Raw genomic sequence first — 17,917 nt, forward strand, 5'->3', positions numbered from 1 at the left:
TCGGCAGACGAGCAACTGAGTAAAGCCTACTTATCTAGACGAGCTCTACAAACCGATAAACGCAGGCCCTAAGACAATCGTAGAGGGCTAATTATGGAAACACTGCGAGCTCGATATTGAGGGATGCGAGAGGGCCTCCAGCATTCGCGCTGGAGGCTGCGAGCGCAACCACGTCGAGATAAGGAAGCTGCTGCCCAAGGCGCCGGCCTCAGGTTCGACCGGCTCTCCCCGGCCGACCCGGCGTTCCCGATGCCGCACGTGAACTCCGAGCCCCGCGGCGCGCTCGGCTTCGCGACGCCCGCCCGCGCCTTCAGGGCGATGCTCGGTGACGACGCGGCGGCGCTGCCGGGCGCCTACGGCGTGGAGGACGTGCCGCTCGGCGAGCTCGATCTGACGCCGGGGCTGATAGGGTGGGCGCGCGCGGAGAGGGGCGATGCCCCGCTGTCCTAGCCTAAGGGGAAACTGAATAGACAGACCGGCCGTCCGGCTGAGTCTGGGAAGAGGTGCCGGGCGGAGGGCGGGGACGGCCGCCGGACCCATCGAAACACATCTCCACTTTTCCTTCAACTGGGAAAATGCCGCCCCCCGGGGCCCGGGGCCTCGGGGGCGTTCGACTTACTGCGGGAACGGCCTATCCGTTCAATGTGTTCGGCTGAGATCGGAAATCAACCGGCTCGATACGTGTTTTACCGCATTGCTGTAGCGCTCTGGGCCCGCATGCGAATTGGGTCGCGGCTGCCGGCCAAGTTGCTCTCCGCGATGTCACTGAATTGTGGGAGAATTGGTCAACAATAGCTGGGGGGATGGCGGTGCGTATAGCGTCACCATATAAAAATATTCTTGTGACGGGTGGTTGCGGTTTTTGCGGATCCGCCTTCGTCTGTTTTGTCGTGGACAGCGCTCCCGATGTGCACGTTACCGTTTTGGATAAGCTTGCCTACGCTGCAGACCTCGATAGCATCGCCGGGTTGTCTAAAGATGGGGTTGAGCTTGTCGTGGGGGACGTTTGCGATTCGAATCTTCTCGAGCGATTGGTTCCGGGCCATGATGCCATCGTTCACTATGCTGCCGAGTCTCATAACGACAATTCAATTGCCGACCCCGCGCCGTTTATTGCGACGAACATTGAGGGCACGTATACGCTCCTTCAGGCGGCCCGTGCATTCAATGTTCGCTTTCATCACATCTCGACCGATGAAGTGTTTGGTGATCTGGCGCTTGACGACCCTCGTAAGTTTACCGAGGAATCGCCGTATCGGCCTAGCAGTCCGTACTCCAGCTCTAAGGCCGCATCTGATATGTTGGTAAGGGCCTGGTCACGCACGTATGGCCTTAAAGCGACAATCTCAAATTGCTGCAATAACTACGGCCCACACCAGCATTCTGAGAAGTTCATCCCGCATTCGATTGCATGCATTCAGCGCGGCGAGCGTCCTAAGTTGTACGGCGATGGCTTGAATGTACGCGACTGGATTCACGTGGAGGATCATGCTCGCGCCGTTTGGTCCATTTTGACTAAAGGAGCGGTGGGGGAGACGTATCTTATCGGTGCTAATTGCGAGCATAGCAACCTCGAGGTTCTTAGGACCATTCTTAAGGCAATGGGGCAGAGTGAGGATTACGTTGACTGGGTGAGGGATCGCCCGGGGCACGATCGGCGTTACGCAATAGATGCGAGCAAGCTTTGGCGCGAGTTTGGCTGGACTCCTATTCATAATGACTTTACAGCAGAGGTTTCACGGCTATGTTGCGAAACGCCTCTTTAATTTGGTTGACCTTTCGGGGCCTAGCCCTTGCTATTCACGAATCCTTTGACGACGAAGAAGGCTTCTTGCCATAAAGTGTAATTAACTTTGCGAGAGGGGACGGCTATGGGCAATTGGAAAGCCTTATTTGTTTCGGTGTTTAGCACGCTACTGTTGGGATGCTGCCTTGTTCCTGCGTTTGCAGAAGATGCTGCAATTGCTAATCAAAATGGAAGCTCTGCTATAGCTATGGAGCAGTTGAACGTTCCTGACGATGCTTCTGGCGTTCATTCGGCCTTGGATGACGTATCTGATTCCGAGGCATCGGATACGACCGATGTTGTGACACCAGAAATGCCCGGGTCCGTTTACGACCTCGCCTCTGAGCATGCCGATGATCTTGTGGATGGACTTTATACCTTTGGGTCTTCGGTTGACAGCAAGTTTATGCTGGATGTTCCTGGTGGAACGGCAGGTGCCGGTAAGAAGTTGCAACTGTACGGAGCCAACAATACGAATGCCCAGATCTGGCATGTGTCTCACGATCAGAATGGCTTCGTTGTTATCTCTTCTGTCAAGGGCTGCACGCTGGATGTTTCGGGCGGAAGAGCCAGTAACAGAAATCCTATTCAGCTTTGGTCCGATAACGGGACCCTTGCGCAACGCTGGATTGCAATCAAGGAAACCGACGGCAGCTATACATTGATTTCGGCGCTCAACCAGTCGTTTGCCATTGATGTTTCGGGCGGAGTTGCCGCTAATGGCTCTGCCGTGCAGTTGTATGAGACAAACGGTACGGCGGCTCAGCGATGGGTGCTAACCCCCGCCAAAACTGAGCGGCAGCAACTCGATGATCGAGCGGCGGCGCACCTTGCCGACCTTCCCGATGGAACATACGCTATGTTGGCCTCGAGCGATTCGTTTGCGCTAATTGCAGGCGGCGGATCACTGTCCTTCGATAGGTTCGGGTATTCAGGTGTTCAAACGTTCGATGTTTCGACAACGGAGAACGGGTATCGCACCATTGCGATTCATGGTGCTGGGGCGGTTCTAGATGCGGCGGGCGGCAATGACGCCAACGGCACGAAGCTGCAGACCTATGCCGCCAATGGAACCAAGGCTCAAAAGTGGATCATTGAGAAAGATGGCGAGCACTTTCGTATTGTGTCGGCTCTGAACGGGCAAAAGGTCGCAGACGTCCCCGGTGGCTCTATTGCATCTGGTGCCGGGCTTCAGCTGTATAGTGCAAATGGAACGGCTGCCCAATCCTTCTACTTTGTGGATCCGACGGTCGTGCGTTCTGAGCTCGATAAGCTCGCTTCCGTTAACCGAGAAGTCGTCAAAGACGGGGAATATGCAATTACTGCCGGTCCAGATTTGTCTCGTATGGTTCTCGATGTTGCTGGTGGTTCAACTTCTAGCGGCGCAAACGTGCAGATCTTTCAATCGAATACGACTGCCGCTCAGCGTTGGCGTGTTTCTCATGACGATGATGGCTACCTCACGATAACGAATGTAAAGTCCGGCAAGGTACTTGATGCTTCCGCGGGTTCAACTTCTTTGGGAACGAACGTCCAACAATACGCGGCTTGTGGCGATGCGAACTATGCACAAAAGTGGATTGCGGTACCGAATAACGATGGAAGCGTTCGACTTCTTTCTGCTGTCTGGCAACAGCGCACGCTTGACGTTGCCGGTGGCTCTCTGAACTCTCAGACAAACGTGCAGTTGTATGCTTCGAATGGAACTGCCGCGCAGCGCTTCACTTTTATTGCCGCAAACCCTGCGTCAGTTGACCCATGCGATGACATTTTGAAAGACAAGGGTTGGTGCGTTATTTCGCCCTCCTCAAATGGCTCTGTTGCCTTTGACGTTGCTGGTGGCTCATTAAAGAACGGGGGCAACGTTCAGGCATATTCCTGCAACGGCACGCTGTCCCAGCTATTTAAGGCTGAGTACCGAGACGGTTATTATGTTCTTCGTAATGCTGGCTCCGGTAAGGTGCTCGATGTCGCAGCGGGCGACGTTGTCCCCGGAACGAATGTCCAACAGTGGGATGAAAGCCCCAACGACAATCAGCTCTTTAGCGTCGTTGTCAATAAAGACGGAAGCTATTCGTTCATAAATAAGGCTACGGGGCTCATGCTCGCGGTGTCCGGTTCAAATTTGGTTGCTGCTATTGTGGGAGATTCCGTCCAGACATCGTTTGTTTTTGCCGAGCAAGAAGACTTGCTGAGCGAAGGCCTTTATGAGATCTATCCGTCTGCAAATTCCTCCTATGTGCTTGATGTCGCGAGCGCATCTGCTGACTCCGGAGCCAACGTTCAGCTCTATTCCAACAATGGTTCCTTCGCCCAAAAATGGCTGCTTAAAAAGGTGGATGGAGCGAAGAATACCTATACGTTTGAATCTGTTTGCTCAACTAATAGACTTGCTGTTTCCGGTACCAATGTTTGCACGATGGCACCGGCAGATGTGAAGGCGCAGCAATGGGTGGCGCGAATCGATAGCAATGGTATTGAGTTTGTGTCTGCGGATGACCAAGACCTTTCGCTTGATGTGAAGGGTGGTAATTTTGCATCGACTTCCAATATTCAAGTCCACTCTTCCAATGGCTCCGCTGCGCAGAGATTCCGCCTGCGCGCTACTTCGGCAACCATCGACAATGGTACGTATTTCATCCGAATGGCTTCTCGCGCGGGTTCGGTCTTAGATGTTTCTGGCGGATCGCGCTCGGACGGTGCGAACGTTCAGATTTGGCAGAACAACGATTCGGGTGCTCAAAAATGGAACTTCTCTCGTAACGGTGATGGCTCTTACAACATCGTAAATGCCGCTAGTGGCAAGGCTCTTGACGTAAAAGATGCGGCTACATCTTCTGGAACCAATATCCAGCAATGGCCTAGGAACGGAAGTGCTGCTCAGCGTTGGTATATCGATTATGTACCCGGTGGATTTAAGCTGTCTTCCGCTCTGAATGGAGCGTTCGTTATCGATGTTTCTGGAGGCAGCAGCGTGAATGGAACGAACGTTGCTCTGTACGCAAGCAACGATTCAAGGGCGCAGCGGTTTACCTTCAGTGCCACTATGTACGTGCAGCCGCTCCCTGCCGATCAGCAGGCAATGTATAACCGTGCACAATGGTATAACAGCAACACGGAATGGCTAATTTTGACTGATACCATTGGATGCCGTACAGGTATTTTTAGGGGTTCTCGCGGCAACTGGAAGTTATGGTCTTTCTGGCAGTGCGCTCCTGGCAAGAATGAGTCGCCGACCGTGCTGGGTGAGTATTCCGTTTACGGAAAGGGCCTTTCGTTTGGGCATGGATATACCTGCTGGTACTACACACAGTTCTACGGTGACTATCTGTTTCACACGCAACCCTGCTATACGGGAACGTTTAATGTGATGGATCCCACTATGGGGCAACGCGCATCTGCGGGATGCATTAGGCTTACAACGGACCATGCAAAATGGATTTACGAAAATCTTCCCTACGGAACGAAGGTCGTTAATTACTAAGACAGAAGGCGGAACGCGTACTGCGTTCCGCTTTTTGCGCAAAGATTTGCATGATACGCATAACCGCGATTAAATGAATCTTGGGCACGGCAGTTTTGCTTTGTGCACCTCGCATGATTTGATGGTCGAGTCATGCGAGTTGTTTGTGGCAACAGATGTTGTGTTAATGGAATTGGCGAGGCTGTCTGGGGGATGTCGTGGGTCGTAAAAAGTGCGTTTGCATTTCATTGCGAATGGGGTTTTTGCTTGGGTTGCTATTTGCATTAACCCTCGTTCAAAAATCGGGTTCTACCGCGTTTGCTGAACCCTCTCCGGCCTATTCTTACGTTGAAGAAGTTACGAAGGCTGAAGGCGATGCAGATCCTTCTCAGGATTCGTCTTTGGACGAGACTGCTGAAGATGTCAGCGTGAGCGATGGGGACTCGGATATCGAGTCTGAATCTTCCGCCGAGTCAGGTGATTTGTCTAAATATTCGACCCTCGATGCTGGTACGTATTTTCTTACCTCGACTTTGCCGGGGCATCGAGTGCTCGATGTTCCGGGCGGTTCGGTGAGTGCCGGCGCTGCGATACAGTTATATGGGAGAAATGAGACGGCTGCACAGCAGTTTCTCCTTGTTGATCTTGGCAGCCGTCAATACGCTTTTAAGAACATTAAGTCGGGGCTGTACCTTTGCTACCCAAACGATGCCTCTCGTTTCTCGGACCATCCGCGTCTTACACAGAATACTGGCGATGATGGCGTTTGGGGTTTTGCGTGGCATGCTCGACAGGTTGGCGGCGGATATGTCTTTTCGCCTGTCGTCGATGATGATTTTTCCATCGACATCGCTGGCGCCAGCGATTCCAACGGAACAGAAATCCGCCTCTATCAATCCAATGAATCCGCTGCTCAGACGTTTACGCTCGAGAAGCCCAAGGCTACCATCCTCGCCGAGCTTGCCGCCGCCCACGCCTCCGACCTCGCTGACGGCACCTACTATATTCGCTCGGCAAAAAGTCCCTGGCAGACGCTTGATGTTGCGGGCGGATCTAGGTCATCGGGTGCGAATGTCCAAATATATGCTCTCAACGCCACAAATGCACAAACGTGGACCGTTTCTCATGACCAAAATGGCTTTGTCACATTAACCAGCAGTGGTTCCGGTCTTGTTCTTGATGTTTCTGGTGGAAGCGCTCAATCTGGAACGAATGTTCAGCAATACGCGTCAAATGGTTCTGCGGCGCAAAAATGGATTGCCGTTAAGGATGGGGTCGCCATCAAGCTGGTGTCCGCACTTGATCCGTCGATCTGCCTTGATATCGCCGGTGGCAATACAAGTAGCGGCACGAACGTGCGAACTTGGTCGGATAATGGCACGATTGCTCAACGTTGGACATTTTTCAATTTAGATGTTCAGCGCGAACAACTGGATGCACTTGCCCAGCAAAATGCTGGCAATATTGCTGATGGGCGCTATGTCTTTGCGCTCGGCGTCGGAGGAGCTAAGGTTCTGGACGTGAACGGTGGTTCTAAAGACAACGGCGGCAATGTTCAGTCGTATGTGTCGAATATGACGGCGGCTCAACAGTGGGACGTTTCGCATGATGAACTCGGCTATTTGATTATTAAAAATGTTTCCTCTGGCAAGGTGCTTGATATTGCGGGCGGCTCTTGTACGTTGGGAACCAATATTCAACAGTATTCATCCAATGGATCGCGTGCCCAGCGCTGGATCGCCGTTCCCTCGGTGCCGGGTGGCTCGTTCCGGTTGCAGTCCGCGGTCCTGTCCGATCTTGTTCTAGATGTTGCAGGCGGATCTTCCTCGAATGGTGCCAATATTCAAACATATGCGAGCAACGGTACCGCCGCCCAAAACGTTCGTTTTGTATCAGTCGTTCCCGATGTAGCCCCGTCCGACGATCTTGGTTTGGACGGCTGGTTCACTATTTCGCTGGCATCGGATTCATCTCGTGTGTTTGATATCTCCGGAGGGTCCTCTTCTAATGGGGCAAACGTCCAGACTTATGCTGCTAATGGCACGTTTGCTCAGGTCTTTAAATTTGTATATGAGAATGGCTACTATCGAATCGTGAACGCCCAGTCTGGCAAGGCTCTCGATGTCGATGGTGGCAATGTGTGCCCTGGAACAAATGTCCACCAATGGGGCGGTGACGGCAATAACGCAAATCAGCTGTTTTCCATTGTTCGTAACGATGACGGTTCCTATACGGCAACGAACAAGGCAACCGGATTGGTTCTAAGTGTCGCCAACTCTAATGTGTACGGAGACATCTCGTCTGATTCCGCGTCGCAGCGTCTTGCCTTTACAAAGCTGACCTCGCTTTTGCCCGAGGGCTTCTTTACCATTTCGAACTCTGCTTCCTCCTCTGCTGTTTTGGACGTTGCGGGCGGCTCGGCCAGTGATGGCGCTAACGTTCAGCTCTATGGAAGCAACAAGTCGATTGCTCAGAAATGGAAAGTTGCCAAGGTTGCTGACCGAGATAATACGTATACCGTTGAAAGCCTGGTGTCGGGCAAGGTCTTAACGGCAGATGAAGATGGCAACGTTTGCGTCCGATCTTTTGATAATGGTGATGCTCAGCTTTGGACCGCACAGATTGACAAGGGCGGTATCAACTTCGTTAACGTTGCAACCGGTAAGGTCCTCGATGCCGCAGGTGGCTCAACCCGCAACGGAACTAATATTAGGCTGTATGATTCTAACGGCACCTTGGCACAGTCTTTCAAGTTGTCTGCCTGCTCGTTAGTTGATTCGGGTACCTATGTTATTGCCGCTGCTTCTAACCGTTCTAAGGTGCTAGACGTGGCGAGTGGCTCTCGCTCCAACGGTGCTAACGTGCAGCTTTGGTCTTCCAATGATTCTGGCGCTCAAAAATGGAACGTCAGCGTTAACTCGGATGGAAGCATTTCGATTCAAAACTGCCGAAGCAAAAAATATCTCGATGTCCTGAATGCTCAGGGCGCTTCGGGCGCTAACGTTCAGCAGTGGCAGGGAAACGGAAGCTCCGCTCAGCGTTGGCGTGTTGACTACGTAGGCGGCGGCTCCTTTGTCATTCGTTCTGCGCTTAATGACTCACTCGTTTTGGACGTGAACGGGGGAGCGCTTAATGATGGAGCCAATATCCAGATTTACGCTGCTAATGGCTCCGACGCGCAGGGATTTTACTTTGCCCAGACGAGCTATACGCCCGAGGCGGTAAATCTGGCTGTCCCAGTTTACAATCAGTACTCCGTTGGTCTACCCAACGGCTGTGAATCGGCGGCCCTGACCAACGTCCTTAACTATTACGGTTTTGGTGTTGGTCCGTGCGAGATGGCCGATCGATGGATCCCCCGTAGCTCTTGGGACTTTGTCTGGTGCTTCTGGGGAGACCCTCACAGCTATAACAATGGTAACGAGATCTGCGCTCCTGGACTCAATAGGGCTGCCAATAATTTCCTGGCAAGTAGGGGGAGCAGCCTGCGTTCGTACGACGTGTCGGGAACCTCTCTGTATGACCTCTGCAATTACCTTGATGATGGACATCCGGTCATTATTTGGACTACCGTTCATCAGGGCAATGTTGGAAATATCTATGCCCGACAGGGTGGATATTTTGCTTGCGTTAACTCGCATACCGTTGTTCTGAAGGGTTATAACCGTCAAACAAATAAGGTCATGATCTCCGACACCATCGATGGCTATACCACCTGCGATCGAGATTGGATTGCTTGGGTCTACCAGCAACGAGGTGCGCAAGCGGTCGTTATTAAGTAACCAATTGCAACTATTTTGCGGCTCGTATCAACTATTATAGATTCAGTGTTAATTTGAATCGGGGGTCTGATATGAGTTCCAGCCGATATGCCCGTGGCCTTGCTGCTATTTCGGTAGTGGCTTTGGCTGCGGGTCTTTTTGTTTCCTCCGTTGGAGTGTCTCCGTTATTTGCCGAAGAAGTGTCCACGAACGAATCCGACGCTAATCGAGTAATCGAATTGGGTACTGCCGATAGCGGTGATGGCAGCTTCGCTCCGAATAGCTCGACTGCGCTATCTAGCGAGGGGCGATCTGAAGACCCGTCGACATCTGCCGTCGAATCGGTCGATGCTACGACGTCTCTAGATGCCGAGAACATTGAGGACTTAGCCGTTAAAAACAAAGGGACACTCTCTGACGGTGCGACCTATGTTTTTGCTTGCAGCAATGCCTCGCGCAAGGTGTGGGACGTTGCGGGAGGATCTTCCTCAAATGGCGCTAATGTTCAGATGCACAACTCGAATATGACTCAAGCTCAGCGCTGGTTGGTACATGAGGACGAGAACGGGTTTTTAACTTTCGAAAACACCGGTTCTGGTTTGGTGCTCGATGTCTCTGGCGGTATAGCCGAGTCTGGTCGTAACGTTCAGCAATATGTGGCTAACGGCACGCGCGCGCAAAAGTGGATTGCCGTTAAGGACGCCGATGGAGGCTTGACGATACATTCCGCCCTTAACTTTGATTACGTGCTCGATATCACGGGTGGTAGCTCTGCTGATGGAGCTAATATCCAGCTATATAAGGCCAATCAGACCGCCGCGCAGCTGTTTTTTGCAATCGACTCCAATCCGGTCGTTGACTCTTTAGGACAGAACGTCGCCGACGGTGTTTATTGTTTTGAATCTGCCGGGTTGGTGCTCGATGTGAAAGGCGCTTCTGCTGAGTCCGGTGCGACTCTTCAGTCGTATGCAAAGAACGATACCGTTGCGCAGGCGTTCCGTCTTACGTATGACAGTGCATCCGGTTATTACACGATCGCTTCGCTTGTTTCGGGCAAGTTGATTGACGCCGATTACGGTAGCGTCGTACCCCGCGGTGCCGCCCATCTCTACGGATCTCTTGACGACGCTGGTTCATATACAAAGAATCGTTTTTGGATCCTCGAGCCTTCTGGAGAGGGTTTTGCCATTAAAAACGTCGCGAATGGGTTATATCTTTCATTTGAAAGTGGCGTTGCCGCTACCTCTACTGATGCTGCTACCTGGACTTTGACGCAGGCGAAGGGCTTTACCTGGACGCAGGCTGATGTCGATGCCTTCGCTGCCGCACAGGGCTTGCAGATCCCCGATGGAACTTACGCCCTCGGCATGGGCTCATCTCCGCGGAGTGTTGTCGATGTTTCTGGTGGCTCTGCTTCGAATGGTGCCAACATCCAAATCTATGCCTCTAACAACACCGCAGCTCAACGCTGGGTTATCAAGAATACGCTCGACTCAAATGGTCAGCCTACCGGCTATGTGACGATTGCTCATGCAGGAACCTCTTCGGCCCTCGATGTCACGGGTGGAGGAAAAAAGTCCGGCACCAACGTTCAGCAATATGCCGTGAATGGCACCGCCGCGCAGCGATGGATTCCTGTTAAGCAGGCAAATGGGTCATTCGTGTTTTATTCCGGCCTTGGACGAAATCTTGTCTTAGACGTAAGCGGCGGAAGCGTCTCTAATGGCGCAAATGTTCAAATATGGACCGCAAATGGTTCTGCAGCGCAACGCTTTATTGCCATTAACGTAAATCCTCATGTTGAGGAGGGCACCCAAACGGTTGCCGATGGCATGTACCAGATTAATTCCGTGTCGGATTCTTCAAAATGCCTTGACGTGGCAGGGGGCTCCACCTCTAACGGTGCTCGCGTTCAAACGTATTTTGCAAATGGTACGCTAGCACAGTGCTTCAAACTTTCATATGACCCTGCTACAGGGTTTTACTCGATTCGCGCTGCGAGGACTGGTAAGGGACTCGATCTTGATGGCGGCGATATTATTCCTGGCGCAAAAGTTCAACAGTGGGATTTCCCCGGAATTGGGTCAAACCAGCAGTGGCGTATCGAGTCTGACGGGGATACCTATTTAATCCGATCCGTTGCGAGTAATTTGGTACTGGAGCGAAAGCCCGACGGCTCCGTAACGACTGCTGTTGAAAACGGTAGCGCTTCGCAGCAATGGACCTTTGAATCATTTACCGTGACGCTCAACGAGGGCTGCTACTCAATTTATTCGGACTCGGCAGGTAAAAACGTTGATGTCTCTGGCGGCTCTTATGCAGAGGGCGCCCCGCTACAGGTTTATGCGGGGAACGGGACTTTGGCTCAGAAGTTCTGGGCTCGTGCCGACGGTCAGGGATACTACTCGTTTCAGTGTGTCAATTCTGCCAAGTATCTCTCGGCGCGTGAATCTGACGGCGCTGTTATTCAGATTTCGGACAAGGATTCTGATGGGGCTAAATGGTCGCTTGGTGTCTGCTTTGGTAAAGGTATCGAGTTAAAGAACAAAAAGACTGGCAAGGTCTTGACTGCTCCGGGATCTGGCAACTCCATTGTTTGCACTGACGAGAATAGCTCTGCGGCACAAGGGTGGGCAATCGCATCCGTCTCCCTGATTTCTGATGGATTCTATGAGTTTGCTCCCATGCATGCGACTGGGCAACGACTTGATGTGGCTGGTGGGTCTCGCTCGAATGGCGCAAACGTTCATATATATGCTTCTAACGGTACATTAAGCCAGCGTGTGTGGGTCCGTAGCGTTGGCGGCGGCTGGTACTCGCTTACGGCTTGCTGCTCTGCTTACCCTCTTGATGTTCTCAACTGTTCCAATGCGGATGGCACTAATGTTCAGCAGTGGCAGTGGAATGGGTCGAATGCGCAAAAGTGGCGCTTCGAAATGGGGGAGAGTGGAATCAAGATTATCTCTGCCTGCGGCAATAAAGTTCTTGATGTAAGCGGTGCGGCTACTGCGAATGGGTCCAATATCCAACTGTGGTCTTATAACGGGTCCAGCGCTCAGGGCTGGCGCGCTATTTCTGCAGAGCGTCCTGCGAAAATTGGTTATCAGAATCCTGCGAGCTATCCGCAGGTTAGTAGTCTAACGGTTAGGCTTCCGAGCTATTGCACAGGTGAATTTACCTATGTGACGCCGTCTCGCATTGCAATTGACGCCACGCGAGATGATTGCGTTAATGCCTTTATCCAGCGTGCCTATGAATATGTCGGTACCAGGTATATCGAGCCCTACTCTACCGCGCCTGGTGGCGCCGTCGATTGCTCGGGGTTTGTGCTGCAGTGCCTCTATGCCACAGGTATGGATATGGGTATCTACAACCCCTATAACCATCGCTGGCTTTCCTGGCAAACCTACAACTCTATGAATTGGTATAACAACGGAACGTTTATGCCCGTAAGTGTTGGTAATATGCAACGTGGCGACGTCATTTACTACCGCGGCCATATTGCCATCTATTTGGGCGGCGGGCGCATGATTGACTCTTGGCCCAAGCAGGGTGTCGGTGTTCACGGCGTTTACGAGCGCGGCAACCCGATTGGTGCTGCTCGTCCGTTTGTGTAAGCTAATTTCCGTAGATTGAGGTTATATGCCTGAGACAGGTTTTGGGCATGTTGGCAGGATGGTGATCGAACCAATTGGATAGTTGTTATGATTGTTACTGCCCCGTCTCACTCCAATACGTGGGCAGGGTCCATCTGGGGCGATACTGCAATTATTATTGGAGATGGCAAAGTAATTGAGAACATTGGTCGTGTTAACGTCCGAGGGCTTGATGACTGGGTCAATTATTATGGGACAACGTATACGCCGCTTTGGGGCTGGTATCGCAATATCGCTCTTTGTTAGCTTGGGTTTTGGTTGATTAAAATGCGCAAGATTACATATGTTGCATCATCTTTGTTGGTCGCCTTCGGTCTGCTTTGCGGGCTGGGGGCAACCCCTGTTTTTGCCGATGACTCCTCGCTTCCCGTCGACGCTTCTTTAGAGGAGCGTCTTGCCTATGGCGAGGCACATCCCGACGATGACCTTGGCACCCATACCGCCGGTAGCTCGATGGAAGGTGAGCCGCTTGCCGCGGCACTCGATGCTCGCTCGGCTAATGGCTCCCCGTATTGGGGCGGTTCTAACGCATCTAAAACGTTCTATAACGGCTTCGACGAGGTGTTTGCATCTCCTGCCCTTAAGGTTATCGACGTCTCGGAATGGCAGGGAACGATTGATTGGAATAAGGTTAAAAACTCAGGCGTGGATGCTGTCATTTTGCGTTTTGCGCATTCAACGAGTCATTTCGACAAGCAGTTTGAGCGCAACCTGAGCGAGGTCCGTCGCCTGGGGATCCCGTTCGGTCTGTATATCTTTAGTACCGCCCAGAATTCGAATGACGCTACCAGCGAGGCGTACTTTACCCAGCAGATTGTAAGTAAATACGGCCTGTACGATTTGTCGTTGCCGATCTTTTACGATCTTGAGTCGTTCTATGACGGCAACGGTAATCCAATATCTCCTAATAGTGCCTCGGCATATGAGGGCATTGTGAATGCGTTTTTTAATACGCTGTCTGGTTTTGGCATTAACAACGTCTCTATTTATTCCGGCCGCTGGTATACGGATACCTATCTAAAAGCTGCAAGTGTGCGCCCCCGTGTTTCTTGGATTGCGGAGTACGGCCCTAAACTCAAGACCTCATTTAGCTGTGCTGGCCAGTATGGGTGGCAGTACACATCTTCGGAGCGCCTTAATGGTATTACCGCTAACACTGTCGATATGAGCGCTTTTTCCTCTGCCGATTTTGTCAATGTGCTCAATCTGCCTGATTTTGCTCTTGCTGATGGAACTTATTACATTGATTCGATTGCAAAAGATTCCTCGAGCGTTACCGTTTGCGAAGATGGAAGACTTTCTTTGCATGGGGCTCAGGGAACGGCTAATCAGCGTTTCATCATTGAGTCGGCTGGCTCGGGGGCGTATCGAATCAAGAATGAAGCAACTAGTCAGTATCTCTCCGTAGCGGATAGAAACGCCCGGAGTGGTTCCCTAGTTGTTCAGGCGTCATATGCCCAGGACGACCATCAACTGTGGCACGTTCGTACTGCCGATAACGGATTCTACATTCAGTCAGCTTTGGGTAATTGGGTGCTCGATTTGAGTGGAGGTAGCACGGCAGATGGTGCTTCGGTCCGCATCTGGGCTCCGAATAAATCGACCGCGCAGCGTTTTACATTCGCATCGACGTCGTCCATAAAAACTGACACAGCTTTTGCCATAAAGAGCGTTCTCGATCCGCAGCTTGTCATGGATATCTACGGCGGTTCATCTGATAACCGAGCGCGGCTACAGATCTATAACGCCAATAATAGTCAGGCTCAGATGTTTACGTTTAAACAGGTTGGCAATGGCTTGTACGAAATCGTAAACGTTAACTCTGACAAGCCCTTTGAGGCTCAAGGCGGATCTGTCTCCAATGGTGGAGCAGTTTCCCAGTATTCATCCAACGGCACTTGCGCGCAGCATTGGTCCATTGTTGATTGCGGTAATGGCGAATACTCGTTCATAAATTCGAAATCCGGTAAAGCCATTGACGTTCCGGGCGGTAATGGCGTGAGTGGGTCTGCGCTTCAGATTTATACGTACAACGGATCTGATGCACAGAAATGGACGCTTGCGCCAGCGCGCACTATTCGCCAGGAGCTCAATGATCTCGCTGCTTCGGGCAAGGGTCTTGTAAATGAGGGCGTTGAATATGCCATCGGCTCTGTCTCTGAGCGTCAGGTAATCGATATTGCCGGCGGATCTATAAATTCCGGTTCCAATCTTCAGCTATATGCATCTAACGCAACTAAGGCTCAGCGTTGGACGTTTTCCTATGACAAGAATGGTTATGTGACCATTACGAATGTGAAGTCGGGAAAAGTCTTAGATGTTTTTGCCGGCAGCAAAAAAGCAGGTGCCAATGTTCAGCAGTACGCGTCCAATGGCTCTTGGGCTCAGAAATGGATCCTTGTCGATTGCGGTGACGGCTCTTTCAAGATTTGCTCTGCGATTAGGACTGGCTTTGTCTTGGACCTTGCCGGAGGCTCCACTGCAAATGGAGCGAATGTCCAGGTTTATGACGATAACGGTACCGCTGCGCAGCGATTCCGTCTGTATACGGCCGGAGAAGTTTCTAAGGCTCAGACAATCGATTCTCAGTCTGCTGTTGTAACGGCTTCTGATGGTCGCGTATTTGATGTACCTGGCGGCAACGTGGATAGCGGAGCTGCCATTCAGCTGTATAGCGCTAATGGTACTATTGCGCAGTCGTTTGGCTTTGAATTTGATGATGAAGCGGGCCTTTATGCTATAAAGTCTGCGAAATCCTATCGCTACCTATATGCTCAGGATGGGGATATTGTTCCTGGGGCCGCGGTTAAGCAAGGGAGTCCGTCGCCCTCGTCGCAGATTTATGATTGGGCTGTCGAAGATGCGGGTAACGGCTTATATCGTATCGTTAACGCTGCAACGGGTTGTGCTTTGGGTGTAAGTGATTCTGGCAAGCTTGTAACGGTTTCCAGAGGCGATGCGCGCGAGCTATCGGTTGCATTTGCACCATCCGACTTTAAATGTTTGCGCTCCGAACAGGATGCTGATGCTGCGGCTCATATGTCTGATTTGCCGGATGGCGAGTATATTGTCAGCTCGAGCAGGAACTATTCCTTTGTACTGGATGTTTCTGGTGGGTCAAAAGATAACAGTGCCAACATCCAGTTGCACACGTCGAATATGAGCAATGCTCAGCGTTGGATCGTTTCCCATGACGATAAGGGCTATGTTACGTTTACGAACGTTGGCTCCAATAAGGTGATTGATGTCGCCGGCGGAAACGCCTCGTCTGGTACGAATGTTGCTCAGTATGGTTCCAACGGCACGTTTGCTCAAAAGTGGATTGTTTCCAAGCAATCCGATGGCTCATATCTCATTGAGAGTGCTCTTAGGCCCGGATTCTATCTTGGATCCAAGGGAGGCGGTGCGTCCAATGGTGTAAATGTTGAGTTGAGCGTCAATGATAACAATTCGCACTTTGCGTTGTTTAGTACTTCTCCATCAGTTGCTAAATGCGAGGATATTCTTCCTGCTGGGTATTTCACTCTGAGTCCCGCCTGCAATTCCACCGGTAAGGTCCTTGATATTGCCGGTGGTTCAAGCTCCAGTGGGGCAAATGTCCAGCTTTACAGTAGCAACGGTACGCTTGCTCAGCTGTTTAGCTTTGAATATCACGACGGTTACTATGTAATCCGTAATGTAAAGTCTCAAAAAGCGCTTGACGTGGATGGCGGCAAGCTCGTTCCGGGCACTAATGTCCAACAGTGGGAATGTGATTCGGCCAATGCTAATCAGTTGTTTTCTGTAGTCGACAACGGCGATGGGACGCTCTCTTTTATTAATAAGGCGACTGGCCTGTTTTTGGATATTGTTGGAGCTTCTGACAGTGTTCAGGCGAATTTGGACGCATATCTCCCCAATGGAAGCGCTGCTCAAAAGTTTACGCTTCATCAGGTTACAGAGTTTTTGAGTGAAGGTGCTTTTTCCTTTGAGTCGGCCACGGCCTCGAAAGTCTTGGATGTTGCTGGCGGATCCGTGGAGGACGGCGCTCCGGTCCAGCTATATACATCGAACGATACGCTTGCGCAAAAATGGTATGTAAGCAAAGTGGCAGGGTTGGACAACACGTTTGAGATTGAGTGCATCGGCTCTGCGAAGGTTCTCTCCCTTGCTGATGACGGGAAGCTTGTCCAGCAGACATCAAGCGGCGCCGATTCTCAGCGGTGGCACAGTGCGCTGTCTGGCGGCAAGGTTGCGTTGCAAAATGCAGCTACAGGTTAGTATCTCTGTGTTTCGGGCTCTTCCTCGACATTGGGCGTGGTTGATTCGTTGGAGCTGCCCGGTGTTCGATTTAACGTAAAGAGCGTCGGGGTTCTTTCTGAGGGGTCATATACCATCCAGCTTATGGCGAACCGGTCGTATGTATTCGATGTGTCTGGTGGATCAACGGCTACCGGAACGTCAGTTGGATTTTATGGTTCGAACGGAACGGCGGCTCAGATTTGGGATGTTCGCAAGAATTCCGATGGAACATATGAGATATCTAGCGCTAAATCCTGCAAGCCTCTCGATATCAAGGGCGGCAATCAGTCGGCTGGTAATGGTGTCCAAATTTGGACCCGTAACGAAGGCAACGCTCAAAAATGGAATTTGGTTTACAACAGAGGAGAGGGCTATACGATTCGGTCGACCAGTGGACTTGTCTTGGCTTCTTCTGGCGGCGCGCTTGCCCTTTCTGAAGATAATGGTACCGCCAATCAGCGTTTTGCCTTTGAAAAGGCTACCTATATTCCTCCTGCTTTAACTGGAGTTCAATGGAAGGGTTGTGCCCATTATTCGTCGTCTCGCTACGGCGAAGACTGGAGCGTGATTGTGATTCACATCTCTGAGTGCACAGCGCTTTCCCAGATTGATAATACTTTTTGGGGTACACGCGAAGCCTCGGCTCATTATGGCGTGGCACCAGGGCAGATTCACCAGTATGTCGGTCTCAATGACACGGCTTGGGCCGTTGGCGACTGGGAGTGGAATAAACGCTCGGTGTCTATCGAGCATGTGGGAACTACGGCAAATCCGCCTTCGTATGCTACCCTTGATACAAGTGCACAGCTCATGGCTGCACTTGCAAGATCTAAGGGTTGGAGACATTTGACGATGGGGGATAACGTTGGGATACATAAGTGGTATTCATCAACAAGTTGCCCCGCCGGAACAGACGTCAATTGGCTTGTTGCGAAGGCAAATCAGTATTTGGGCAACTAGCCTGTTATTT

The 17,917-nt window shown here is 51.5% G+C and carries 7 protein-coding genes; all 7 read left to right on the forward strand.

The window, feature by feature from the left end; genetic code table 11:
- The first annotated feature begins 249 nt into the window (after positions 1–249).
- The 7 genes from ACESSC_RS01785 (at position 250) to ACESSC_RS01815 (ending at position 17,907) form a co-directional block, all read left to right on the forward strand.
- Positions 250–450 carry a hypothetical protein gene (locus ACESSC_RS01785; protein ID WP_199411019.1) on the forward strand — a complete coding sequence of 67 codons (201 nt, stop codon included), beginning with the start codon at positions 250–252 and terminating at the stop codon, positions 448–450.
- Positions 451–803: 353 nt separating this feature from the next.
- On the forward strand, positions 804–1,766 hold the full coding sequence (gene rfbB, locus ACESSC_RS01790; protein ID WP_373160995.1) for a dTDP-glucose 4,6-dehydratase: 963 nt from the start codon (positions 804–806) through the stop codon (positions 1,764–1,766).
- A gap of 105 nt (positions 1,767–1,871) precedes the next feature.
- Positions 1,872–5,270, forward strand: coding sequence for an RICIN domain-containing protein (locus ACESSC_RS01795; protein ID WP_373160996.1), 3,399 nt, complete (start codon positions 1,872–1,874; stop codon positions 5,268–5,270).
- A gap of 197 nt (positions 5,271–5,467) precedes the next feature.
- Positions 5,468–9,031, forward strand: a complete 3,564-nt coding sequence (locus tag ACESSC_RS01800) for an RICIN domain-containing protein (protein WP_373160997.1) — start codon at positions 5,468–5,470, stop codon at positions 9,029–9,031.
- A gap of 71 nt (positions 9,032–9,102) precedes the next feature.
- Positions 9,103–12,627 (forward strand): RICIN domain-containing protein, encoded by a 3,525-nt coding sequence (locus tag ACESSC_RS01805; protein WP_373160998.1) that lies wholly within the window; start codon positions 9,103–9,105, stop codon positions 12,625–12,627.
- A gap of 306 nt (positions 12,628–12,933) precedes the next feature.
- Positions 12,934–16,926, forward strand: a complete 3,993-nt coding sequence (locus ACESSC_RS01810; protein WP_373160999.1) for an RICIN domain-containing protein — start codon at positions 12,934–12,936, stop codon at positions 16,924–16,926.
- A 48-nt stretch (positions 16,927–16,974) separates the two neighbouring features.
- A complete protein-coding gene (locus ACESSC_RS01815) occupies positions 16,975–17,907 on the forward strand; it encodes an RICIN domain-containing protein (RefSeq protein ID WP_147330831.1) in 933 nt (310 codons plus the stop codon).
- The last annotated feature ends 10 nt before the right edge of the window (positions 17,908–17,917 follow it).

The organism is Collinsella aerofaciens (genome assembly GCF_964243765.1).
GTDB classification, from domain to species: Bacteria; Actinomycetota; Coriobacteriia; order Coriobacteriales; family Coriobacteriaceae; genus Collinsella; species Collinsella aerofaciens_BU.

Excerpts from the sequence above, each read along its gene's own strand:
- ACESSC_RS01785 (WP_199411019.1), top strand. The coding sequence starts at position 250 with ATGCCGCACGTGAACTCCGAGCCCCGCGGCGCGCTCGGCTTCGCGACG.
- rfbB (WP_373160995.1), top strand. The coding sequence starts at position 804 with ATGGCGGTGCGTATAGCGTCACCATATAAAAATATTCTTGTGACGGGT.
- ACESSC_RS01795 (WP_373160996.1), top strand. The coding sequence starts at position 1,872 with ATGGGCAATTGGAAAGCCTTATTTGTTTCGGTGTTTAGCACGCTACTG.
- ACESSC_RS01805 (WP_373160998.1), top strand. The coding sequence starts at position 9,103 with ATGAGTTCCAGCCGATATGCCCGTGGCCTTGCTGCTATTTCGGTAGTG.
- ACESSC_RS01810 (WP_373160999.1), top strand. The coding sequence starts at position 12,934 with ATGCGCAAGATTACATATGTTGCATCATCTTTGTTGGTCGCCTTCGGT.